Annotated in this window: 21 protein-coding genes; 10 read left to right on the forward strand and 11 right to left on the reverse strand. The window is 73.7% G+C overall.

Translation table 11 applies throughout. The features are described 5' to 3' along the window. Positions 1 to 99 precede the first annotated feature (99 nt). Positions 100 to 921: a molybdate ABC transporter substrate-binding protein gene (modA, locus tag AC2RP6_RS33835; RefSeq protein ID WP_486449641.1), complete on the reverse strand. Its 822-nt coding sequence runs from the start codon at positions 919 to 921 to the stop codon at positions 100 to 102. A gap of 189 nt (positions 922 to 1,110) precedes the next feature. Further along, on the reverse strand, positions 1,111 to 1,506 hold the full coding sequence (locus tag AC2RP6_RS33840; protein ID WP_030818506.1) for a TOBE domain-containing protein: 396 nt from the start codon (positions 1,504 to 1,506) through the stop codon (positions 1,111 to 1,113). A 146-nt stretch (positions 1,507 to 1,652) separates the two neighbouring features. Between AC2RP6_RS33840 and AC2RP6_RS33845 the strand changes: the two genes are divergently transcribed. Then, positions 1,653 to 2,042 carry an RNA-binding S4 domain-containing protein gene (locus AC2RP6_RS33845; RefSeq protein ID WP_046778076.1) on the forward strand — a complete coding sequence of 130 codons (390 nt, stop codon included), beginning with the start codon at positions 1,653 to 1,655 and terminating at the stop codon, positions 2,040 to 2,042. 227 nt (positions 2,043 to 2,269) lie between these two features. Here AC2RP6_RS33845 and AC2RP6_RS33850 read toward each other — a convergent pair whose 3' ends face one another. Both AC2RP6_RS33850 and dhaL read right to left on the reverse strand, forming a co-directional pair. Continuing rightward, positions 2,270 to 2,707 (reverse strand): PTS-dependent dihydroxyacetone kinase phosphotransferase subunit DhaM, encoded by a 438-nt coding sequence (locus AC2RP6_RS33850; protein WP_486449642.1) that lies wholly within the window; start codon positions 2,705 to 2,707, stop codon positions 2,270 to 2,272. After that, positions 2,704 to 3,318 (reverse strand): dihydroxyacetone kinase subunit DhaL, encoded by a 615-nt coding sequence (dhaL, locus tag AC2RP6_RS33855; RefSeq protein WP_486449643.1) that lies wholly within the window; start codon positions 3,316 to 3,318, stop codon positions 2,704 to 2,706. Before dhaL ends, AC2RP6_RS33850 begins: the two co-directional genes overlap by 4 nt. Before the next feature lie 304 nt (positions 3,319 to 3,622). On the opposite strand from dhaL, the gene AC2RP6_RS33860 reads away from it, so the two are divergent. Both AC2RP6_RS33860 and AC2RP6_RS33865 read left to right on the forward strand, forming a co-directional pair. After that, positions 3,623 to 5,560, forward strand: a complete 1,938-nt coding sequence (locus AC2RP6_RS33860; RefSeq protein WP_486449644.1) for a PAS domain S-box protein — start codon at positions 3,623 to 3,625, stop codon at positions 5,558 to 5,560. 62 nt (positions 5,561 to 5,622) lie between these two features. Continuing rightward, entirely contained in the window at positions 5,623 to 6,732 is a 1,110-nt protein-coding gene (locus AC2RP6_RS33865; protein WP_486449645.1) for a CPBP family intramembrane glutamic endopeptidase, read from the forward strand. A 210-nt stretch (positions 6,733 to 6,942) separates the two neighbouring features. Here the strand turns inward: AC2RP6_RS33865 and AC2RP6_RS33870 are convergent, their stop codons facing one another. The 4 genes from AC2RP6_RS33870 to AC2RP6_RS33885 form a co-directional block, all read right to left on the reverse strand. Further along, positions 6,943 to 8,334 (reverse strand): MFS transporter, encoded by a 1,392-nt coding sequence (locus AC2RP6_RS33870; protein WP_486450544.1) that lies wholly within the window; start codon positions 8,332 to 8,334, stop codon positions 6,943 to 6,945. Positions 8,335 to 8,533: 199 nt separating this feature from the next. Beyond that, a complete protein-coding gene (locus tag AC2RP6_RS33875; RefSeq protein WP_486449646.1) occupies positions 8,534 to 8,884 on the reverse strand; it encodes an ArsR/SmtB family transcription factor in 351 nt (116 codons plus the stop codon). 153 nt (positions 8,885 to 9,037) lie between these two features. Then, positions 9,038 to 9,865, reverse strand: coding sequence for a CbtA family protein (locus tag AC2RP6_RS33880; RefSeq protein WP_486449647.1), 828 nt, complete (start codon positions 9,863 to 9,865; stop codon positions 9,038 to 9,040). Positions 9,866 to 9,877: 12 nt separating this feature from the next. Continuing rightward, positions 9,878 to 10,105, reverse strand: coding sequence for a CbtB domain-containing protein (locus tag AC2RP6_RS33885; RefSeq protein ID WP_486449648.1), 228 nt, complete (start codon positions 10,103 to 10,105; stop codon positions 9,878 to 9,880). A gap of 366 nt (positions 10,106 to 10,471) precedes the next feature. Between AC2RP6_RS33885 and AC2RP6_RS33890 the strand changes: the two genes are divergently transcribed. Genes AC2RP6_RS33890 through AC2RP6_RS33900 form a run of 3 tightly spaced genes read left to right on the forward strand, consistent with a single transcriptional unit; the run spans position 10,472 to position 12,824 of the window. Then, positions 10,472 to 11,716 carry an MFS transporter gene (locus AC2RP6_RS33890; RefSeq protein ID WP_486449649.1) on the forward strand — a complete coding sequence of 415 codons (1,245 nt, stop codon included), beginning with the start codon at positions 10,472 to 10,474 and terminating at the stop codon, positions 11,714 to 11,716. Positions 11,717 to 11,761: 45 nt separating this feature from the next. Continuing rightward, positions 11,762 to 12,397 (forward strand): alpha-ketoglutarate-dependent dioxygenase AlkB, encoded by a 636-nt coding sequence (locus AC2RP6_RS33895; RefSeq protein WP_486449650.1) that lies wholly within the window; start codon positions 11,762 to 11,764, stop codon positions 12,395 to 12,397. A gap of 55 nt (positions 12,398 to 12,452) precedes the next feature. Next, positions 12,453 to 12,824: a VOC family protein gene (locus AC2RP6_RS33900; protein WP_486449651.1), complete on the forward strand. Its 372-nt coding sequence runs from the start codon at positions 12,453 to 12,455 to the stop codon at positions 12,822 to 12,824. Between the two features lie 16 nt (positions 12,825 to 12,840). On the opposite strand, the gene AC2RP6_RS33905 is transcribed toward AC2RP6_RS33900, so the two are convergent. Both AC2RP6_RS33905 and AC2RP6_RS33910 read right to left on the reverse strand, forming a co-directional pair. Further along, the gene (locus tag AC2RP6_RS33905; protein WP_486449652.1) at positions 12,841 to 13,149 is read right to left on the reverse strand and encodes a YkvA family protein; all 309 of its coding nucleotides are present in this window, start codon (positions 13,147 to 13,149) and stop codon (positions 12,841 to 12,843) included. A gap of 55 nt (positions 13,150 to 13,204) precedes the next feature. Then, positions 13,205 to 13,669 carry a MarR family winged helix-turn-helix transcriptional regulator gene (locus AC2RP6_RS33910; protein ID WP_486449653.1) on the reverse strand — a complete coding sequence of 155 codons (465 nt, stop codon included), beginning with the start codon at positions 13,667 to 13,669 and terminating at the stop codon, positions 13,205 to 13,207. Between the two features lie 121 nt (positions 13,670 to 13,790). Here AC2RP6_RS33910 and AC2RP6_RS33915 point away from each other — a divergent pair, with 121 nt between their 5' ends. The 4 genes from AC2RP6_RS33915 (at position 13,791) to AC2RP6_RS33930 (ending at position 18,252) form a co-directional block, all read left to right on the forward strand. After that, entirely contained in the window at positions 13,791 to 14,357 is a 567-nt protein-coding gene (locus AC2RP6_RS33915; protein WP_486449654.1) for a DoxX family protein, read from the forward strand. 92 nt (positions 14,358 to 14,449) lie between these two features. Then, on the forward strand, positions 14,450 to 16,252 hold the full coding sequence (locus AC2RP6_RS33920) for a glycoside hydrolase family 15 protein (protein ID WP_486449655.1): 1,803 nt from the start codon (positions 14,450 to 14,452) through the stop codon (positions 16,250 to 16,252). Positions 16,253 to 16,256: 4 nt separating this feature from the next. Beyond that, a complete protein-coding gene (locus AC2RP6_RS33925) occupies positions 16,257 to 17,117 on the forward strand; it encodes a hypothetical protein (protein WP_486449656.1) in 861 nt (286 codons plus the stop codon). Between the two features lie 43 nt (positions 17,118 to 17,160). Beyond that, positions 17,161 to 18,252 (forward strand): IS630 family transposase, encoded by a 1,092-nt coding sequence (locus AC2RP6_RS33930; protein WP_486449657.1) that lies wholly within the window; start codon positions 17,161 to 17,163, stop codon positions 18,250 to 18,252. 160 nt (positions 18,253 to 18,412) lie between these two features. Here the strand turns inward: AC2RP6_RS33930 and AC2RP6_RS33935 are convergent, their stop codons facing one another. After that, positions 18,413 to 20,542, reverse strand: coding sequence for a PP2C family protein-serine/threonine phosphatase (locus tag AC2RP6_RS33935; RefSeq protein ID WP_486450545.1), 2,130 nt, complete (start codon positions 20,540 to 20,542; stop codon positions 18,413 to 18,415). Between the last annotated feature and the right edge of the window lie 31 nt (positions 20,543 to 20,573).

Here is a 20,573-nt window from a genome sequence, read left to right on the forward strand (position 1 = left end):
CGGCCCGGTGGACCGGGGACGGGCCGCCCCCGCGCACCCCAGGGCTGCCCGTCCCCCCGGAACGGGCCGCCCCGCGTCACTGCGGGCGAGCGGCGCCGGCTACGGCTGCTGGAAGCCGGCGTCCTGGAGGATCTTCTGCGCCTCGGGGGTGCTCAGCCACGCCACGAACGCGGCCGCGGCCTCGGGGTTCTTGGACTGCTTCAGCGTGGCGGCCGGGTAGGAGGCCACGGCGTTCTGCTCGTCCGGGATCTCCACGGCGACGACCTTGTCGCCCGACTTGACGGAGTCCGTCTTGTAGACGAGCCCGGCGTCGGCCTCACCCAGCTCGACCTTGCTCAGGACGGCACGGACGTTGGGCTCCTGGGAGACCGGCTTCACCTCGACCTTCTGGGCGTCGAGGATCTGCTTGCCGTAGCGGCCGACCGGCACCTCGGGAGCGGCGAGCACCACCTTGAGCTTGGTGTCGGCGAGGTCCTTCAGCTCGTCGATCTTGAACGGGTTGCCCTTGCCGGCCGCGATGACCAGGCGGTTCTTCGCGATGGTCTTCGGGTCGCCGGTCTCGGCCTTCAGGCCGTCCATGGTCTTCGTGTCGGCGGTGACCAGCGCGTCGGCCGGAGCGCCCTGCTTGACCTGCGCCGCGAGCTCCTGCGAACCGGCGAAGGAGAAGGTGACCTTCGTACCGGGGTGGGCCTTCTCGTACGCCGCACCGGCGGTCTTGAAGACGTCGGTGAGGGAGGAGGCGGCCAGGACGGTGAGGTTCGCCTGCGGCGCGGTGGAGGCCGACGGCGCGGCGGAGCCGGAGTTCGAGGCCTCGGGCTTGTCGTCGCTGCCGCCGCAGGCGGTCAGCCCGGCGAGCAGGGCGGCGGACAGGGCGGCGGCGGCGACGGTACGGCGGCGGGTCAGGGTCAGGGTCGGGGACATGGGCGCAGGCTCCTCGGTCGGGTCGGCGGCCGGCCGGGTGCCGGGCCGCGGGGTGGTGACCCGCGCCGGTGACGGGCGGAGCGGGTGGGGACGGTCCAGTGGTGCTGAGCGATGGTTGCGAGGCGGTGGTGCGGGGCGGCGGTGCGGTGCGCTGGACGGGCAGCGGCCGGCGCGGGCGGCGCCCGGGGGTCAGGCGCGGTCGACGTGCACGCTCGTGGACTTCACGCGGGCGGTGGCCCGCATGCCGACCTCCAGCCCGAGTTCCTCGACCGCCTCGCGGGTGAGCAGGGACACGAGGCGGTGGGGGCCCGCCTGGATGTCGACCTGGGCGGACACGTCGCCGAGCCGCACGGCCGTGACGATGCCGGGAAAGGCGTTGCGCGCCGAGGTGTACGGCTCACCGTCCTCGGTGTGGGCGCCCTGGCCCACCTCCACGGAGAAGGCGGCCAGATCACGGCCGTTGATCAGCCGACGGCCGACCTCGTCGCGATGGGTCACGACCCGACCGGCGTCGGCCCAGCGTCGCGCGGTGTCCGGGCTGACGCCCAGCAGCCGCGCGGCCTGTCCGATGGTGTAGGACTGCATGTGCGACAAGGTAGGTGCACGTGTGGCGCATTTGCAATTCTCTTGGGGAGATCGCCATGGTAGGTGCCAGGGTCCTTGGTGCATCTGCCAAAGGCCACCGGAAAAGTCGTTCCGTCCTTCCGTGCCCGGCTCGCTAGAGTCGGGTCATGGCTGATGAGGTATCGGGAACGGAAACGGGCACGGTGCGGGTCGACGCGTGGATCTGGTCCGTGCGGCTGACCAAGACCCGCTCGATCGCGGCGACGGCCTGCCGGGCGGGCCACGTGAAGGTCAACGGGGAACGCGCCAAGCCGGCGCAGCCGATCCGGGCGGGCGACGAGGTCCGGCTCTTCCACGCGGGGCGCGAGCGGATCGTCGTCGTCAGGCGGCCCGTCTCCAAGCGCGTGGGTGCGCCCGTAGCCGCCGAGTGCCTGATCGACAAGAGTCCGCCGCCGCCGACCCCCGTGGAGGCCGCGGTCGTCGGCATCCGCGACCGGGGCACGGGCCGCCCCACCAAGCGCGACCGCCGCGAGATCCAGACCCTGCGCGGACGCTGACCGGGCGCCCCGCGACCGCAAGGCCTCGGGCGCGTCCCCCGGGCCGCCCCGCCGGCCCGACCCGGCTCCCTGTCGTCAACGCGGCGCCGCGCCGCCACGACGACGACCTGATCGGCCAGGGGCGTCCGGTGGATCATGGCCCGGCCCGACCGGCAGGACGCCCCCCAGGGGGTGCCCGCACAGTGGTGCCGGACCCCACCGGGCCGGCAGGACTGTGCGGGGACGACCTACGCCTTGCGGTAGCCGTACGCCTCGGCGGCGGCTTCCACGACCTGTGCCAGCGGGGCACCCGCCGAGGCGGCCACCACCGCCGCCACCGCGCCCTCCACGAACGGGGCGTCCACAAGCCGTGAATCCGGCGGCAGTTCGTCCTCCAGCAGCAACGCCTTCACCGTCAGGACCGAGCTGCCCAGGTCCGCCAGCAGCGCCACCCCGGCACCCCGGTCCACCTCCCGCGCTGCCGCGACGACCAGGTCCGCGCTCGTGCCGAGCCCGCCGGCCGACGTGCCGCCCGCCGCGGCCACCGGCGCCACCGGGCCGCCCGCCGCCAGCCCCCGCGCCAGATCCGCCACCGACTCGGCGACCGGCGCGCTGTGGGAGACCAGGACGATCCCGACCAGGGCCGGCTGCGCGGCCGCGCCCCCGCCGCCGGGTCCGGCCGTCACCGCGCGCCCTCCGTCCGGTCCGCCACGTCCGCCAGCGCCCCCAGCAGCAGCGCCGACGAGGTCGCGCCCGGGTCCTGGTGCCCGATGCTGCGCTCGCCCAGGTAGCTGGCCCGCCCCTTGCGCGCCTGCATCGGTACGGTCGCGAGCGCCCCGTTCTCCGCGGCTTCCGCCGCCGCCCGGTACGACGTGCCCAGCGCGGCCACGCCCGGCAGCAGCGCGTCCAGCATCGTCTTGTCGCCGGGAGCGGCCCCGCCGAGCTGCGCCACCGCACCGACCCCCGCGTCCAGGGCCTCGCGCAGCTCGGCGTCGGACACCTCCGTCGCGTCGCCGAGTTCCTTGCCGGTGCGGCGCAGCAGCATCCCGTACAGCGGGCCCGAGGCACCGCCGACCGTCGAGATCAGCGTCCGGCCGGCGAGCTGGAGCACCGCGCCCGGCGCCGCCGGAGCCTCCGTGTCCAGGGCCGTGCGGACCGCCGCGAACCCGCGCAGCAGGTTGCTCCCGTGGTCGGCGTCCCCGATGGGGGAGTCGAGCTCGGTGAGCCGGTCCGCCTCACGTTCCACGGCGGCCGCGGTGGCCGCCATCCAGCTCCGGAAGAACTCTGCGTCACGCACCGGATCTCCTCGCCTCGCGTCAGCCTGGCCAGTCCTCCCGCCACCATAGATCAGCACGGCTGCTCGGGCGCCTTCGCCCGTACGGGCGCGTTCGCCCCGGCCGGACCCGGCCGGCCCCGCCCCGGCCCGCCCCGGCCCGACGTGGTCCCGACTCGACCCGGTCGCGTCCGACCGCACCGGCACCGGCGGGGCCCGGCGCGCAGAATCGGTCAATTGCCGCCGCATGCGGTCAACCGGAAGCGCGAGATTCAGCCACGTGGTCGGATGTCTGCTTCTGCGGGATTCGACGAGTGCGAGGCGCAGCGTGGCAGCGACGACTGAAGAGCCCTTCAGGGCTCTGCTGGAAGCGGCACCGGACGCGATGGTGATCGTGGACGACGCCGGGGTGATCCGGCTGGTGAACGCGCAGACCGAGGCCCTGTTCGGCCATCCCCGTCGGGAACTCCTGGGCCGGCACATCGAGGTCCTCGTCCCCGAACGGTTCCGCGGCCATCACCCCGGCCACCGGCTCGGATACGCCGCGAGCCGCCAGGTGCGCCCGATGGGCGCGGGACTGGAGCTCTACGGCCTGCGCCGGGACGGCCGCGAGTTCCCCGTGGAGATCAGCCTGAGCCCCCTGGAGACCCCGGAGGGCCTGCTGATCTCGGCGGCCGTGCGGGACGTGAGCGAGCGCAGGGCCGCCGAGGAGCGCTTCCGGGCTCTGCTGGAGGCGGCGCCGGACGCGATGGTGATCGTCGACGAGCGGGGCGCGATCCAGCTCGTCAACGCGCAGACCGAGGCCCTCTTCGGCTACGCCCGCGAGGAACTGCTGGGAAGACCGGTCGAGGTGCTCGTCCCCGAACGCTTCCGCGGGCACCACTCCGACTTCCGGCACGGCTACTTCGTCAACCGCAAGACCCGCCCGATGGGCGCGGGCCTGGAGCTGTACGGCCTGCGCCGCGACGGCGGCGAGTTCCCGGTCGAGATCAGCCTGAGCCCGCTGGAGACCCCCGACGGCACCCTCGTCTCCGCGGCCATCCGCGACGTCACCGAGCGCAAGTCCGCCGAGGAGATGCTCGCGCAGCTCTACGAGCAGCAGCGGCACGTCGCCCTGACCCTCCAGCGCAGCCTCATGGGCTCCCCGCCCGACGTACCGGGAATGCCCACGGCGAGCCGGTACTTCCCGGCCCGGCAGGGGGCCGGGGTGGGCGGCGACTGGTTCGACCTCATCCCGCTGGGCGGCGGCCGGGTCGGCGTGATGGTCGGCGACGTGATGGGGCGCGGCCTCGACGCCGCCGCCGTCATGGGGCAACTCCGGTCCGCCTCCCACGCCCTGGCGAAGACCGGGATGCCGCCCTGGCAGCTCATGCGCGCTCTGGACGCCGTCGTCAGCGAACTGCCCGACCAGTTCGTCACCTGCTGCTACCTGGTCGTCGACGCCGACGCGGCCGAGATCACCATGTGTTCCGCCGGACACCTGCCGGTCCTCCTCGTCGCCCCGGGCGGCGAGGCCACCCGGCTGCCCGTCGAGGTGAGCGTTCCGCTGGGGGTGGGGGAGGTGCCCCACCACGAGACCCGGCACTCCGTGCCGCCCGGCTCGGTCCTCGCGCTCTACACGGACGGGCTGGTCGAGACGCCCGACAGCGACATCGAGGGCCAGGTGGACGGTCTCGCGGCGGCGTTGGAGAAGGCCGTCGCGACGACGGACGGCCTGGAGGCCGCCGCCGACCGGCTGCTGGCCGAACTGCTGCCCGACGCCGACGACAACCCCGACGACGTCACCCTCCTGCTCGTCCGCATCCCCGACGCACCCGTGACCTCGCAGAGCATGCTCCTCGCCGCGGACCCGAGCAGTGTCGGCGCCGGACGGCGCTTCCTGTGCTCCACCCTCGCCCAATGGGGCAGGGACGACGAGCAACTGCGCGACACCGCCTGCCTGCTGACCTCCGAGCTGCTCTCCAACGCCGTGAACCACAGCCGCGGCCCCGTCCGCCTCCGGCTGCGCCAGGCCGGCCGCGAACTCAGCGTCGAGGTCTGCGACGGCAGTCCCGTCCTGCCGCAGGCCCGCTTCGCCGAACCCGACGCGGAATCCGGCCGCGGCCTGCTCCTCGTCGACTCCCTCGCCTCCTCCTGGGGGACCCTCCCGACGGCCGAGGGCAAGGCCGTCTGGTTCTCCCTGCCCCTGCCCGCGCCCCGCTCCGACCCGCGCCCGCTGCCCGCCCCCGACCCGGCCCCCGCGGACCCCCGTACGAAATGCGACTGAGCCGCCGGGCGATCACGTGATCGAATGGGCGGGTGAACGGCCGTGACGGAAAGGGTTCCGCTGTGTCAGATACGCCCCCGCCCGACCCCTGGGCCGCGCCGGCCGGAAGCGCCCCGCAAGGGGCGGCCCCCGTCCGGGCGTGGCCCGACCCGACCCCCGCCCAGGGGTGGCCGTCCCCTCCCCAGGGCGGCCCGCCGTTCGGCTTCCCCGCCGTTCCGCGGCCGCGGACGGAGGCCGCGCCGGCCGGAAGCGCCTACCACGAACTGGCCCGCAACGGCCGCCAGAAGGCCCCGCAGCGCATCGGGGAGTTCCTGCTCGTCCTCGTCGGGAACCTGATCGGACCGCTGCTGGTGATCGGGGCCGGCGCCCTCGTCTGGTACGTACTGGGTCTGGACTTCGCGCCCGGGGACGGGGAGCGGATCCTGGCGGACCCGCTTCCCGACGAGGCGCTCGCCCTGCTCTCCATAGCCGCCGGCATCCCCACCGTGCTGCTCGCGGTGCGCTGGTGCGGCAGCCGCCCCGGCGGCACCGTGGCCTCCGTGCTCGGGCGGGTGCGCTGGGGCTGGCTGGGCCGCTGCGCGGCGGTCGCCTTCCCCCTGATCGTGCTCCAGATGGGCGCGCTGGCCCTGTGGGGCTACCTCAGCGAGGGCGAGGAGAGCCTCGCGGGCGACTTCCCCGGCTGGTCGGGGTTCGTCCTCGGACTCGTCGTGCTGTGGGCGCTGATCCCGTTCCAGGCCGCCGCCGAGGAGTTCGTCTTCCGGGGCTGGATCACCCAGTTCTTCGGCGGCTTCCTCAGGTCCCCCTGGCCCGGCATCGTCATCGGTTCCGCCCTCTTCGCCGTGGCGCACGGCTTCGGCGAGCTGTCGGGGTTCGGCCTGCTCTTCTACTCCGCCCTGTGGTGGGGCTGGCTGACCGTCCGCACGGGAGGCCTCGAAGCCGCCATCGCGATCCACGTGGCCAACAACGTCACCGCCTACGGCATCACCGTCGCCCTGGGGCAGTTGGCCGAATCGGGCAATGCCGCGGACGCCAACTGGCAGGCACTGGTCCTGGAACTCATCGCGGCGCCGGCGTACTGCCTGCTGATCGCCAGGCTCGCCACCGCTCACGGCGTACGCCGCACCAGCCCGACGGACGGCAGCGGGCCCACGGACCGGCCGGCGGCGGCCTGAGCCGCCCGCGGACCCGCAGAGCCCCGCCGCAGCCGGCCCCCGCGCGCGGCACGGCGCACCGGGCGGACGCGGGCGACCCGATGGACACCACCGGGCCCGGGGCGGGGTCCGCTCCGGTACGCAGGACGGGCCGTCCTCGTCCCGGCGGGGGTCCCGGTGCGCGGGCGGCCGAGTCGGCAGCAGCGCTCACCCCGCGCACCGGGAACCGGGTCATCGCGGTGAGCGCGGCGAGCGCGGCCGGGACCGGCCAGGCGTTTTCCGGTGCGGACCGTCGCGTCCGGGCCACCGGGGGTGGTGCTGGTCGATGACGTAGTGGTGGTCGTGCCGCCGGCCGTCGCCGGCCGCACGGGCGTCGGCGAGGTGCGGGTGACCGGGCGGCAGATCGGGGTGCGCGTGTTCCAGACGGTACGGGTCACGCACAGGCCAGACCGCGGCCGCGGCGGCGGTGGCGGCCAGGGCGACCGCCCCCAGGACGGCGGCCGCCAGCGGCAGCCCGGCCCACGGGGAGAGCCACCCGGCGAGCGGGTAGGTCAGCAACCAGCAGCCGTGGGAGAGGGAGAACCGCGCGGCGAACGCGGCGGGCAGGTCCGCTTCGGCCGTGGAGCGGCGGATCACGCGGCCCCCGGGGGTCAGTACGGCCGAACAGGCGGCTCCGATCGCCGCCCACGCACCCAGGAGCGCGGGCCAGGACCAGGCGCCGGGAGCGGCTGACGTGAGCGCGGCCGTGGCGGCGAGGAGCACCGGGAGGGCGGAGGCGGCCGAGAGCATCACCGCGCGGTCGGTGGAGCGCCGCAGCAGCCGCGGCAGGGCGAGCGCGGAGAGGACGGACCCGGCGCCGTACGCACCGAGGGCGACCGAGACCGCGCCGGCCGACCGGTCGAGGTGGTCGCGGACGACGGCGACGGTGTCCACGAAGACCACGGCTCCGGCGGCGGCGACCGCCAGGTCGAGGGCGAGCAGGGCCCGCAGCCGGGGGGTGGCGCGGAACAGGCGGATCCCGAGGACGGCCCTCCCCCGGACGCCGCCCGTGCGTTCCGCGGCGGTGGGCCCGGGCGGTGCCGTGGCGGTCACGAGCGCGGCGGAGGCGAGGAAGCCGGCCGCGGTGCAGGCGAACAGCCGGTCGTAGGAGACCACGGTGAGCAGCGCCGCGGCCAGGACCGGGCTGCACAGGCTCTCCAGGTCGTAGGCGAGCCGGCTCATCGACAGGGCCCGGGTGTAGTCCTGTTCGTCGGGCAGGACCTGCGGGATCGTGGCCTGGAAGGCCGGGGTGAAGGCCGCGGAGGCCGCCTGGAGCACGAAGACGAGGACGTAGATCTGCCACACGTCGGCGACGAGGGGGAGGGCCACCGCCACACCGGCGCGGGTGAGGTCCGTCGCCGCCATGAGGACCCGTCGCGGCATCCGGTCGGCGAGGGCCGTGACCAGGGGCGCGACCGTCACGTACGCGATCATCTTGATCGCCAGCACGGTGCCGAGCACCTGCGGGGCGCCGTCGCCGGCCAGGTCGTACGCGAGGAGGCTCAGCGCGACGGTGGCGAGCCCGGTGCCCGTGAGGGCGACGACCTGGGCGGTGAACAGCCGGCGGTAGGTCCTGTTGCGCAGGACGGACGCCGGCGCGGCCGAGGACGCCGGCGAGGACTGGGGGCGCTCGGGGGGCCGGGGGGATCTCGGGGACGGCGAGGACGGCACGGGCGGCCCCGTTCCGGTCGGCGGATCGATGACGCGATGGCCAGCGTAGCCAACATGTGCGCACCTGTGCACCTGTGGTCCAGGGAGTGTCCGGCGATCCGGGCCCGCGGGCTCAGTCGTGCGGCGGCAGGGAGCCGATCTGGTGGTCGGCCACGTTCATCGCCTCGTCCACCAGCCGGCGCAGGTGCCCGTGGCGCAGGGCGTAGACGACGCGGCGGCCGTCCCTGCGGGTGGTGACCAGCCCGGCGAGCCGGAGCTTGGCCAGGTGCTGGCTGACGGAGGGCCGGGCGGCCCCGCACGCCTCGGTGAGCGTGGTGACGTCCGCCTCGCCCCGGCCGAGCCGCTCCATCAGCGCCAGGCGCGTGCGGTCCGCCAGCAGTGCCAGGACGGACGCGGCGACCTCCAGCCGGTCACCCCGGTCCTGGGCGTCCTGCGCACCTGCCGGCTGCGTGCTGCGGCTCATCCGTACATCGTAGGTCGTGTCGTCGAAGTCCCGTCTGGCCGGGCGGGCCGCGCTCGTGGCGCGATGGGTGCGCCGCACGCGCACGCGTGCGAACGCGAACGGGCCCCGCCGTCCCCAGGGGGAGCGGGGCCCGTTCGCGTCCGCGGCGGTGAATCAGCCGAGGGCGGGAGCCTGCTGCCGGGCCGTCACTTCCGCGTCCTCGGTCCGCGTGGCGAGGAGTTTCTGGGCGAGGGCGCCGAAGACGATGGCGAACACCGTCCACAGGACGAGTTGGACGGCCAGGGAGGCGATCCGGAACTCCCACAGCAGGGCGGCGGGGAAACCGGGCTGGACGGCGTCGCTGTTGTCCGGGAGGAACACGAACGCCAGGGCGGTGGCGACGACGAAGGCGCCGGCCGCGGTGAGTGTCGCGTTCCAGTTGCCCAGGCGGGGTGCCAGTCGTCGCCCGAGGATGATCGCGCCGACGCCGAGCAGCACGCTCAGCAGGATCATCAGGAAGAACAGGGTGGTGCGTTGTCCGATCGTGTCCGGGTTGCCGACCGCCGGCGGGGTGGCCGGGTACTTGAGGAACGGTACGAGGTAGACGAGGGCGAACGCGCCCGCGCCGGTGAGCGCGGCCGTGGCCCGCGGGCTGAACCCGCCGACGCGGCCGAGGGCGAAGGAGAACGCCAGGGAGGCGATGCCGCCCAGTGCGACCCCGTAGACCAGGACGCCGGTGGCCAGGCCGGCCGTCGACTGGACCGGCCGGCTGACGAGTTCTTCCTCCTCCTCGGCGGCCGCGTCCGGCGCGGCCGCGCCGCCGTGACCGGCGTGACCGGCCGCGGGAGCCGCTTCCTCGGCGGCCGCGGCCTCCTCGACGGCGATGGAACCGCGGACCGGGGGCTCACCGACCACGTAGGCGACGGCGAAGGCGAAGAGTCCGGCGATCAGGCCGGCGAGCATGCCGCGGACCAGGAGACCTCTGACAGTGGAGGCGTACATGTGCGCGGCCTCTCAGTGGCAGGGGAAGCCGAGCAGGTGGCGGCCGTCGTGCACCCACTCGTGCACGCCCTCGCCGGCGAACACGGCGGTGGCGCCCTGCTCGGCACCGACGAAGTACAGGGCCACGAGCATCAGCAGGCCGACGAAGACCGCCCAGGGCAGTACGGCCTTGACGGGCAGCGGAGCCGACGGGGCGATGGCGGGGGTGGATACGGCAGCGGAAGCGACGGCCTCGGCCATGATGGAACCTCCTCGGGGAACAACGCGTCCCATACGGTGGTGCAGGACGACGGTCCTCGGGTCTGACTCGCCGCGACGCCCCCCGGGAGGAGCCGCCGCAGCACACAGTGGCGCGACCATGCCGGATTCACACCGGACTTCCGTCTCGCCGTCGTCGCTATGTCTTTATGTCGCGTTGACGCTACCGCGTGGCGGGCCCGCGGCCAAGACCGTGAGTCCCTGATCACACAGTTACGCTGCGGTAATGCCGGTTCGGAACGGTGGGGAACGGCGGAATCCGCGGCGCGCGGGTCCGGAGTGCTGCTAGAATCCCCGGTGTTGGCCTTCGGCGTGCGTGCCCCGTGCATGTGTCCGGAGGCTTTTTTCATGCCTTCCGACCCCGCCTCGCGCTCCACGGCCCACGCCGTACCGGCCCCCGCCCCCGACCCGCTCCCCGCCTCCACCGGCTACCTCGGCCTGCTCCGCAACCGGGAGTTCGCCGGCCTCTACGCCGGCTTCACCCTCACGGTCGCCGCGGGCACCCTCTCGGGCTTCGCCCTCGGCACGCTCGTCGACGAACAGACCGGCTCCCCCTTCCTGACGGCCGTGAGCATGTACGGTGCCACCTTCGCAACGGTCCTCGGCGCGCTGACCCTGATGTCGGTCGCCGACGGCGGGCGTCCGCGCCGGACCGTCGTCCAGCTCCAGCTCGCCTCGCTGGCCGGGGTCGCCGCGCAGGCGATTCCGGGGCTGCCGCTGACCGTTCGGTTCGCCCTGCTGCTGCTCCTGGGCTTCTTCCAGTCCCTGGGGACGGGCGCGCGGCTCGGGCTGCTGTCGGAGGTCGTACCGGCCTCCGCCTACGCGCCGGCCCGTTCCCTGATGAACATCACCTCGGGCGGTACGGCGATCCTCGGCTACGCCGTCGGAGCCGTGCTCCTGCGCTGCGCGGGACCACGGGGCGTGTTCGTCGTCGCGGCCTGCCTGACCGCCCTCGGCACGGCCGTGGTCGCGGCCACCGTCCGGGAGCACTCGGTCCGGCTCACCCGCCGACCGGGCCTGCGGCAGACCTGGCGGACGAACGCCGAGCTGTTCGCCCACCCCGGCCGACGGGCGGTGCTGCTGGCCCTGTGGGTCCCGAACGGCCTGATCGTCGGCTGCGAGGCGCTGTTCATCCCCTACGACCCCGGCCACGCCGGAACCCTGCTGGCCGCGGGATCGGCCGGCATGCTCCTCGGTGACCTCGCCGTCGGCAGGCTGCTCACCGCCGCGGCCCGCCGCCGCCACGCCACCGGTCTGCGGCTGCTGCTCGCCGCCCCCTTCCTGCTCTTCGCGGTCCACCCGCCCGAGCCCGTCCTGGCGGTCGCGGTGTTCCTCGCCGGCGCCGGGTTCGCCGCCACCCTGCCGCTGCAGGAACAGCTCCTGGAACTGACCCCCGAAGCGATCCGCGGGCAGGTGCAGGGGGTCGAATCGGCCGGGCGGATGACCTGGCAGGGCCTGGGCGCCGCCATCGCCGGCGGCCTGGCCCAGTGCCTCGGCCCAGGCCCGGCCATCACCCTCGCCGCCGCGGCCTCGCTCGCCGTCACGCTCCTCACCCGTCCCTCCCTCCGCCCGTGCGACGAGCAGCAGCCGTGACCACGTAATCGTGCAGGTGTTCGGTTATGGGTCTAGGCTGGAGACATGCACGCTGTCCAGGGCCTCCAGGGCTCCCTCTTCGACCAGGGCGACGAGATCGGCCTCGGCCCCCTCGACGGGCTGCGCCGGACCGAGCTGGGAGCCGGGGCGTGGGTCGACCACCTGCCCGGCTGGCTGCGCGGCGCCGACGAACTCTTCGAGCGGCTGGCCGCCGACGTGCCCTGGCGTGCCGAGCGGCGGCAGATGTACGAGCGGGAGGTGGAGGTGCCCCGGCTGCTCGCCTTCTACGGCGAGGGCGACGCCCTGCCGCACCCCTCGCTCGTGGAGGCCCGGGACGTGCTGGGCGCGCACTACGCCGCCGAACTGGGCGAGCCGTTCACCACCGCCGGGCTGTGCCTGTACCGCGACGGCCGCGACAGCGTCGCCTGGCACGGCGACCGGACCGGCCGTTCCTCCACCGAGGACACCATGGTCGCCATCGTCTCCGTCGGCGACCCGCGCGACCTGGCCGTCCGTCCCCGCGACGGCGGGGCCACCCTGCTGCGGCTGCCGCTCGGCCACGGCGACCTCGTGGTCATGGGCGGCTCCTGCCAGCGGACCATGGAACACGCCGTACCCAAGTCGGCGCGGGCCGTCGGGCCGCGCATCAGCATCCAGTTCCGCACCCGGGGCGTGCGCTGACCGGGTCCCGGCGACGGGGTTGCGGCCCCGGCACCGGGCGTACAGGCTGGTGCGCATGGATCTCGGTGCGTTCTCCGTGAGTCTGTCCGTGCGGGACATCGACGCCTCCCGGGTGTTCTACGAGAAGCTCGGCTTCACCGCCTCCGGCGGGGACCCCGCACAGAACTGGCTGATCCTGCGGAACGGCGACCACGTCATCGGGCTGTTCCAGGGCATGTTCGAGAAGAACATGCTCACCTTCAACCCGGGCTGGGACCAGAGCGCTGCCTCCGTCGGCTCCTTCACCGACGTGCGGGACCTCCAGCGGGAGCTGAAGGCGCGCGGCGTGGAGTTCCTGACGGAGGCCGACGAGTCGGGTTCGGGGCCGGGCAGTTTCCTCGTCCTCGACCCGGACGGCAACCCGGTCCTGGTGGACCAGCACGTCTGAGCGGGCGGAGCCCGGTTCAGAGGCGGGGGCTCACGTCCACGCCCGGCTCCTTGGACGGGCGGCCCGCGGCAGCCGCCGCGTGCAGCGAGCGCAGCGCCAGCATCAGGACGCCGATGTCGTCCAGGTACACCGGGTCCGGAATCAGGTCCACGGGGGAGACGGTGTAGATCAGGGCGGCCCAGAACAGCGCCTTGTCCTGCAACGGGATGCCCGCGTCGGTCAGCAGCCGCCGCGCCTTGAGCACCCGGAAGAACAGCACGGCGGCGGCGACCGCGACCCCCACCATCAGGACCGTGCCGACGACGAGCCAGACCTTTCCGTCCATGGCGCCCCTATACCCCGGATCCGGGTCCTGATGCCTGGCGGGCGGGCAGGACCGCTCAGGCGCCCTGCGCGCGCAGGCGGCGCCCGACCTCGCCCAGCCCCTCGGCGAGCGCGTCCAGCTGCGCCGGCGTCAGTACGTCGACCAGCACCTCGCGCACCGTGGCCACGTGACCCGGTGCGGCCTCCTCCAGCTTCGCGCTGCCGGCGTCGGTGAGCACGGCGAACACCCCGCGCACGTCCGAGGGGCAGCTGCGGCGGCGGACCAGTCCGGCCTTCTCCATCTGGGTGACCTGATAGGTCAGGCCGCTCTTCGAATTGATCAGACCGTTGGCGAGCTCGGTCATCCGCAGCTCCCGCCCCGGGGCCGCGGCGAGGCGTACGAGGATCTCGTACTGCGGGTGCGACAGTCCCGACTCGTCCTTGAGCTGCTGGTCGAGGCGCCGGTTCACCAGGGCCGAGGCCGCCAGGAACCCGCTCCAGGCGCGCATCTCACGCTCGTCCAGCCATCTCGGTTCAGCCATGCCCCCACCCTACACGGGTTGTTCGAATTTGAATCACCGGTTAGGGTCCATGGCCAGCGGTTCGAATTTGAACAACTCTGCACCTGCCTCCCCGGGCCGCACGACCGGAAGGACCCCCACGATGACCAGCCCCTCCGCCACCGCCACGCAGCGGCAGGCCGCCGCGCCCGCCACCGCGCCCTCCCGGCCCGCGGCCCCCTCCACCCCCGGCCACGACACCGGCCTGCTGCTCCTGCGCCTCGTCCTCGGTCTCACCATGGCCGGACACGGGGCCCAGAAGCTCTTCGGCTGGTTCGGCGGCGGCGGCATCGACGGCACCGGCCAGTTCTTCACCGCCAGCGGCTACCCCGCCGGCGAGGCCATGGCCCTCCTCGCCGGCCTGACCGAGACCCTCGGCGGACTCGGACTCGCCGCTGGCATCCTCACCCCGCTCGCAGGCGCCGCCGTCGTCGGCACCCTCATCAACGCCATCGCCGTCCACGGCACGGGCTCCTTCTTCGCGCCCGCCGGCATCGAGTACGAACTCCTGCTGACCGCTGCCGCCGCGGCCCTCGCCCTCACCGGCCCCGGCCGGTACGCCGTCGACGCCCTCCTCCCCGTCGTGCGCGCCCACCGCCTCGCCCACGGCGCCCTCGCCCTCGCCCTCGGCGTCGTCCTCGCCTCCGTCATGCTCCTCGTACGTCACTGAGACGTGCCGTCGCGGTGATCCCGGGCGCGCCGCTCGGGGGTGTCCGGGGCTCCGGCTGATTGGCCCCGGACATTCGCGGGAAGAGCGCTCAAATGACACAACCCATCGAGGACTACGCTCTCATCGGCGACCTCATGACCAGCGGGCTCGTCGGTCGCGACGGGTCCATCGACTGGCTGTGCCTGCCGCGCTTCGACTCGGCCGCCTGCTTCGCCAAGCTCCTCGGGGACGAGGAGAACGGCCACTGGCGCATCGCCCCCCTCGGCGCCGCCGACGGCGAGCGCTGCACCCGCCGCGCCTACATCGACGGCTCCCTGGTCCTGGAGTCCTACTGGGAGACCGAGACCGGCACCGTCAAGGTCATCGACTTCATGCCCCAGCGGGACGTCGCCCCCGACGTCGTCCGCATCGTCGAGGGCATCAGCGGGACCGTCAGGATGCTCAGCACCCTCCGCCTGCGCTTCGACTACGGCCACGTCGTGCCCTGGGTGCGCCGCAGCGACGGCGAGCGGGTCGCCGTCGCCGGGCCCGACTCGGCCTGGTTCCGCAGCGAACCCCCCGTCCGCACCTGGGGCGAGGACAACAGCACCCGCTCCCAGTTCCCCGTGACCGCCGGCCGCCGCGTCGCCTTCGTCCTGACCTGGCACCCCTCGCACGACCCCCGGCCCGAACCCACCGACCCCTTCGAGGCGCTGGAGTGCAGCCTCACCGACTGGCGCGAGTGGGCCTCCCAATGCCGTTACGACGGCCCCTACAAGGAAGCCGTCACCCGCTCCCTGATCACCCTCAAGGCCCTCACCTACGCCCCGACCGGCGGCATCGTCGCCGCCGCCACCACCTCCCTGCCCGAGGAACTCGGCGGCGTCCGCAACTGGGACTACCGCTACTGCTGGCTGCGCGACGCCACCCTCACCCTCGGTTCCCTCCTCACCACCGGCTTCCTCGACGAGGCCCGCGCCTGGCGCGAGTGGCTCCTGCGCGCGGTCGCCGGCGCCCCCGCCGACCTGCAGATCATGTACGGGCTCGGCGGCGAGCGGCGGATCCCCGAGAGCGAACTGCCCTGGCTGCGCGGCTACGCCGGATCCGCGCCCGTCCGCGTCGGCAACGCGGCCGTCGAACAGCTCCAGCTCGACGTCTACGGGGAGGTGATGGACTCCCTGCACCTGGCCCGGTCCGCCGGGCTGCCCGCCGAAGCGCATTCCTGGCGCATCCAGCTCGTGCTCCTGGACTTCCTGGAACAGAACTGGCGCCGGCCCGACGAGGGCCTGTGGGAGGTGCGCGGCCCCCGACGGCACTTCGTGCACTCCAAGGTGATGGCCTGGGTGGCCGCCGACCGGGCCGTGCGGACCCTGGAGGGCGACCCCTCGCTGCCCGGCGACGTGGACCGCTGGCGGGCCATGCGCGACGCTGTCCACCGCGACGTGTGCGAGAAGGGCTTCGACCCCGAGCGGGGCACCTTCACCCAGTACTACGGCTCGCGCGAACTCGACGCGGCGACCCTGCTCATCCCCCGGGTCGGATTCCTCCCGCCCGACGACCCCCGCGTCACCGGCACCGTCGACGCCGTGCGCGCCGAACTCGGCCGCAGCGGCCTGGTGCGCCGCTACAGCACCGCCGACACGGACGACGGACTGCCCGGCGACGAAGGAGCCTTCCTCGCCTGCTCGTTCTGGCTCGCCGACGCCCTGCATCTGACGGGCCGGGAGGACGAGGCCCGCGCCCTCTTCGAACGGCTGCTGACGGTGTGCAACGACGTGGGGCTCCTCGCCGAGGAGTACGACCCCGTCTCCGGGCGCCAACTCGGCAACTTCCCGCAGGCGTTCAGCCACGTCGGCCTGGTCAACACCGCGCTCACCCTGGCCGGCATGGAAAAGCGGACGACCGAGGCGGGCTGAGGACGTGGAACTGCCCCAGCAGCGCACCGAGGGCGCGGGCCCCTTCACCACCCGGCGCACCTGGCAGCTCCCCGAAGGCGGCACGGTCGTGTGGGAGTCGCGGGCCGCCCGCCGGCGCGGAACGCTCGCGGTCCGGGGGCCCGGGGGGACGGCGGCCACGACGGCGACGGCCGGTGCCGCGGCCCTGGCCCGCCTGCGCCGGCTCAACGCCATCGCCTCCGCGGCGTTCGTCATCGGGGGAGCGCTCTTCGCCCTCGGCGCGGCCGTGGCCCAGTTCGGCTGGGGCGACACGGCCGAGAGCGCCGCGATCTACTTCGCGGGAGGCCTGTTCTTCAACACCGGCGGCTACGTCTCGCTCCTGCAGGTCCTCAACGGACCCCGGCACACCCCCGAGGGCGACCGGCTGGTCATCACCCGCTGGAAGTGGTGGGGGTACGAGCCGATGCGCCTGGACTGGCTGAGCACCTTCGTGCTGTTCGTCGGAACGCTCGTGTTCGGCGTCAACCTCCTGGACTCCTTCCTCCAGGGGCTCACCGCCCAGCAGACCAACCGGCTCGTCTGGACCCCCGACATGATCGGATGCCTGCTCTTCCTGCTCTCGGGGCACCTGGCGTTCGTCGAGATCTGCCACCGCCCCTGGCCCTGCCTGCGCTCGCGCAGCCTCGGCTGGTGGGTCGTCGCGGTGAACCAGCTGGGCTCGGTGCTGTTCATGGTCTCGGCCCTGGCCGCCTTCACCCGGCCCGCCACCGGCAGTCTGGTCGACGTGGGCGTCGCCAACTGGGGGACGCTGTGCGGCGCCCTGTGCTTCTCGGTCGGCGGAATCCTGCAGGCCTTCGAACGGCCCCACGGAGCGGACGCCCCCTAGTCTTCTGAGTCAGGAATTCTGTTCAGATGTGTAGGCTTGGTTTATGGCGCGGACGGGGCGGCCGAAGGCCGAGTTGACGTTGTCGGATGAGGAGCGGGCCGCACTCGAGGAGTGGGTGCGGCGCCGTTCCACGCCGCAGGCGTGGGCACTTCGCTGCCGGATCATTCTGGCCTGTGCGGAAGGCGCTTCGAACAAGGACGTGGCAGCCCGGCTCGGCTCGACCGCGCATGCGGTGGGCCGGTGGCGTGCGACGTTCGTCGAGCACCGGATCGCCGGCCTCGGAGACATGCCGCGATCCGGCGGTCCACGGTCGGTCACGGACGAGCAGGTCGCCGCGCTGGTCACCAGGACGCTGGAGTCGACACCGAAGGACGCCACGCACTGGTCGACGCGGTCGATGGCGAAGGAGACAGGCCTGTCGCAGTCGACCGTGTCACGGATCTGGCGGGCGTTCGGCCTGCAGCCGCACCGCTCGGAAACCTTCAAGCTGTCGACGGACCCGTACTTCGTCGACAAGGTCCACGACGTCGTCGGCCTCTACCTCGACCCGCCGGAACGGGCCCTGGTCTTCTGCGTGGACGAGAAATCCCAGATCCAGGCGCTGGACCGCTCGCAGCCCGTCCTGCCGATGATGCCCGGTGTCCCGCAGCGGGTCACGCACGACTACGTCCGCGCCGGCACCACCACCCTCTTCGCCGCCCTCGAGGTCGGCACCGGCAAGGTGATCGGCTCACTCCACCGCCGCCACCGCGCCGAGGAGTTCAAGAAGTTCCTCATCAAGCTCGACAAGGAAGTCCCGGCCGACGTGGAGATCCACCTGGTGCTGGACAACTACGCCACCCACAAGACCCCGGCCATCAAGACCTGGCTGCTGGCCCATCCCCGATTCCACCTGCACTTCACACCCACCGGGTCGTCCTGGCTGAATCTGGTGGAGCGATGGTTCGCGGAGCTGACGAACAAGCAGATACGGCGAGGCGTTCACAAGACCGTCCAGGCCCTGGAACAGGACATCCGGACCTGGATCGCCGCGTGGAACAGCGATCCCAAGCCCTACGTCTGGACCAGGACCGCGGACGAAATCCTTGAACGCCTCACCAGCTATCTGAACAGAATTCCTGACTCAGAAGACTAGGCCCTGTCGTCAAGGTTGCACCTGGCCCGCGGCGCCCGGCACCGCACCTCGCCGCGTTGTCGGGGCGCCCCAGTACGTCCAGTACTCGGGCGCCCCTCCGCCTTGCGATGCACGGCACCGGACACCGCGGGCCTGACCGGCGCCACTTTGACGACAGGACCTAAGCCGTGAGGCACGCGAGCAGGAGGGCGATGTCGTCCGGCCGGTCGGCGGCGTTGCCGATCAGCCGGTCGGCGGTCTCGGCCAGGGGGACCGGCGGGCCCGACGCCAGTGCCAGCCGCAGCCGCTCCACCCCCTCGTCGATGTCGACGCCGGGCAGCTCCACCAGGCCGTCCGTGTAGAGGGCGAGCACCGCGCCCGGCGCCAGCCGCAGCTCCGTGACGGGGTAGGTGGCCTCCGGGTCGACCCCGAGCACCACCCCGCCCGCCAGCTCCAGCACCTCCGTCCGGCCGTCGGGACGGCGCAGCAGCGGCTGCGGGTGCCCGGCGCGGACGGCCTGCGCGGAGCCGGACGCCGGGTCGAGCACCACGTAGCAGCAACTGGCGAACTGGCCCGGGTCGAGATCGATGAGCAGCCGGTTGGTGCCGCGCATCACCTGCTCCGGTGTGCTGCCGGCGAGCGCGAAGGCCCGTACGGCGCTGCGGAGCTGGCCCATGGTCGCGGCGGCGGCCACGCCGTGGCCCTGGACGTCGCCGATGACCAGGGCCAGCCGGCCCGATCCGGTCTCGACGACGTCGTACCAGTCGCCGCCCACGTCCATGCCCGCGGAGCCGGGCAGGTAGCGGCCGACCGCGTCCACGTGCTGCCGCACCGGCAGCCGGTGCGGCAGCAGCGCCGCCTGCAGCCCGTGCGCGAGCGCCGCCTCGCTGTCGTAGCGCCGGGCCCGCGCCAGGGCCTGCGCGATCAGTCCGGCCAGCGCCGTCAGCACGGTGCGCTCCTCGGGGCTGAAGCCGCGGGGCGCGTCGAAGCCGAGGATGCACGAGCCGACCGGCCGGCCGGAGGCGATCAGCGGCAGGAAGGCGCGCGCTCCGACGTCGGCGTCCAGCGGAATGCCCGGATAGGCGGCGGCCAGCCGCTGCATCGACTCGAAGAACAGCGGCCGGCCCGTGGTCAGCGTTTCCACGCCCGGCAACCTGACGTCGAGCGCGACCCCGTCGAACCGGTTCAGGAAGCCCTGCGGGAAACCGGTCTCCCAGGCCAGGTGCAGATGCCGTTCGTCCAGCAGGTAGATCGCGAGCTGGCGGCCGCCGAAGGCGGGCAGCAGCTCCTCGGTGACCACCGCCGACACCTGCCGGGCCGTCACCGCCTCCGTCAGCGCGATGGCGAGGGCCACCGGCCGGTACAGCGCGGACGCCTGCTCGGCCGGGGAACCCGTGCCGGGATCTGCCGTCGCCGCAGGCGCGTAGGAGGGCGGATCGGCCGTGCCGATCGTCACGGTCACGCCGTCCGACGCCGGGTAGAGGCCCACCGACAGCCAGTCGCCCGGCGGATGCCGGCCGCGCCGGGCGGAGAAGTGCACCGGCTCCGAGGACATGAAGACGGCCCGGAAGTGGTCGTCGTGCGAGGAGTGTCCGAGCCACGGCACCGCCTCCCACAGCAGCCGCCCGTGCAGCTGCCCGGGACCGACGCCCAGCAGGTGCTCCGCCGCGGAATTGACGAAGCCGATCCGGCCCTGCCGGTCCAGGGAGAGCACCGCCTGCGCGAGCCGGTCCACGGCGCGTCGGGCGCCCGGCGCCCCGGCCTCGGCCTCGGCCTCCGCGGGCGGAGCCGGCACGGCCACCGGGTCCGCCTCCCACGCCACCGGTTCCCCGGCCGCCGACAGTGCCGACAGCTCCTGCGCCAGCCCCTCCGCGGCTTCCCGGAGCCGCCGGCGGTCCCGGGCCCCGACCGGCACACCGGGGGTCGCCGGACGCAGCACCAGCAGCACGCCGAACCGCTCCCGGCCCGCGGTCACGGGCTCGTACAGCGAGGCGAAGGGGAAGGGCAGTCCGGCGACCAGCTGAGGGAAGCGGCTCATGGCCGACGCGGCGTCGACGAGGTGCACGGCCTGTCCCGAGCGGTAGGCCTCGGCCACCGGAAAGGGCCGGTTGACCTGCATCCGCCACCACGGCCGGAACAGCGGCAGCGGCAGCCCCGTGAACAGGGCCAGCTGCAGGAGCTCGCCGGAGCGCGAGCGCAGGTAGACCCCGCCCGCGTATCCGCCCACGGCCTCCACGGCGCTCACGGCGGCCCGGGCGAGCGCCTGGACCACGGCGTCGGTGGCGGCGCCGACGCTGTCCGCTCTCGCCATCACACAGTCAGGATGCGCCATCGGCGACGGC

This window comes from Streptomyces sp. WAC03905, assembly GCF_057371075.1.

Bases quoted from the DNA above. Each gene is read 5' to 3' on its own strand.
- AC2RP6_RS33895 (WP_486449650.1), top strand. From the start codon at position 11,762: ATGCACGCTGTCCAGGGCCTCCAGGGCTCCCTCTTCGACCAGGGCGAC.
- AC2RP6_RS33930 (WP_486449657.1), top strand. From the start codon at position 17,161: ATGGCGCGGACGGGGCGGCCGAAGGCCGAGTTGACGTTGTCGGATGAG.
- modA (WP_486449641.1), bottom strand. From the start codon at position 921: ATGTCCCCGACCCTGACCCTGACCCGCCGCCGTACCGTCGCCGCCGCC.
- AC2RP6_RS33905 (WP_486449652.1), bottom strand. From the start codon at position 13,149: ATGGACGGAAAGGTCTGGCTCGTCGTCGGCACGGTCCTGATGGTGGGG.
- AC2RP6_RS33920 (WP_486449655.1), top strand. From the start codon at position 14,450: ATGACACAACCCATCGAGGACTACGCTCTCATCGGCGACCTCATGACC.
- AC2RP6_RS33885 (WP_486449648.1), bottom strand. From the start codon at position 10,105: ATGGCCGAGGCCGTCGCTTCCGCTGCCGTATCCACCCCCGCCATCGCC.
- AC2RP6_RS33875 (WP_486449646.1), bottom strand. From the start codon at position 8,884: ATGAGCCGCAGCACGCAGCCGGCAGGTGCGCAGGACGCCCAGGACCGG.
- AC2RP6_RS33935 (WP_486450545.1), bottom strand. From the start codon at position 20,542: ATGGCGAGAGCGGACAGCGTCGGCGCCGCCACCGACGCCGTGGTCCAG.
- AC2RP6_RS33840 (WP_030818506.1), bottom strand. From the start codon at position 1,506: ATGCAGTCCTACACCATCGGACAGGCCGCGCGGCTGCTGGGCGTCAGC.
- AC2RP6_RS33880 (WP_486449647.1), bottom strand. From the start codon at position 9,865: ATGTACGCCTCCACTGTCAGAGGTCTCCTGGTCCGCGGCATGCTCGCC.
- AC2RP6_RS33915 (WP_486449654.1), top strand. From the start codon at position 13,791: ATGACCAGCCCCTCCGCCACCGCCACGCAGCGGCAGGCCGCCGCGCCC.
- AC2RP6_RS33845 (WP_046778076.1), top strand. From the start codon at position 1,653: ATGGCTGATGAGGTATCGGGAACGGAAACGGGCACGGTGCGGGTCGAC.
- AC2RP6_RS33890 (WP_486449649.1), top strand. From the start codon at position 10,472: ATGCCTTCCGACCCCGCCTCGCGCTCCACGGCCCACGCCGTACCGGCC.
- AC2RP6_RS33910 (WP_486449653.1), bottom strand. From the start codon at position 13,669: ATGGCTGAACCGAGATGGCTGGACGAGCGTGAGATGCGCGCCTGGAGC.
- AC2RP6_RS33900 (WP_486449651.1), top strand. From the start codon at position 12,453: ATGGATCTCGGTGCGTTCTCCGTGAGTCTGTCCGTGCGGGACATCGAC.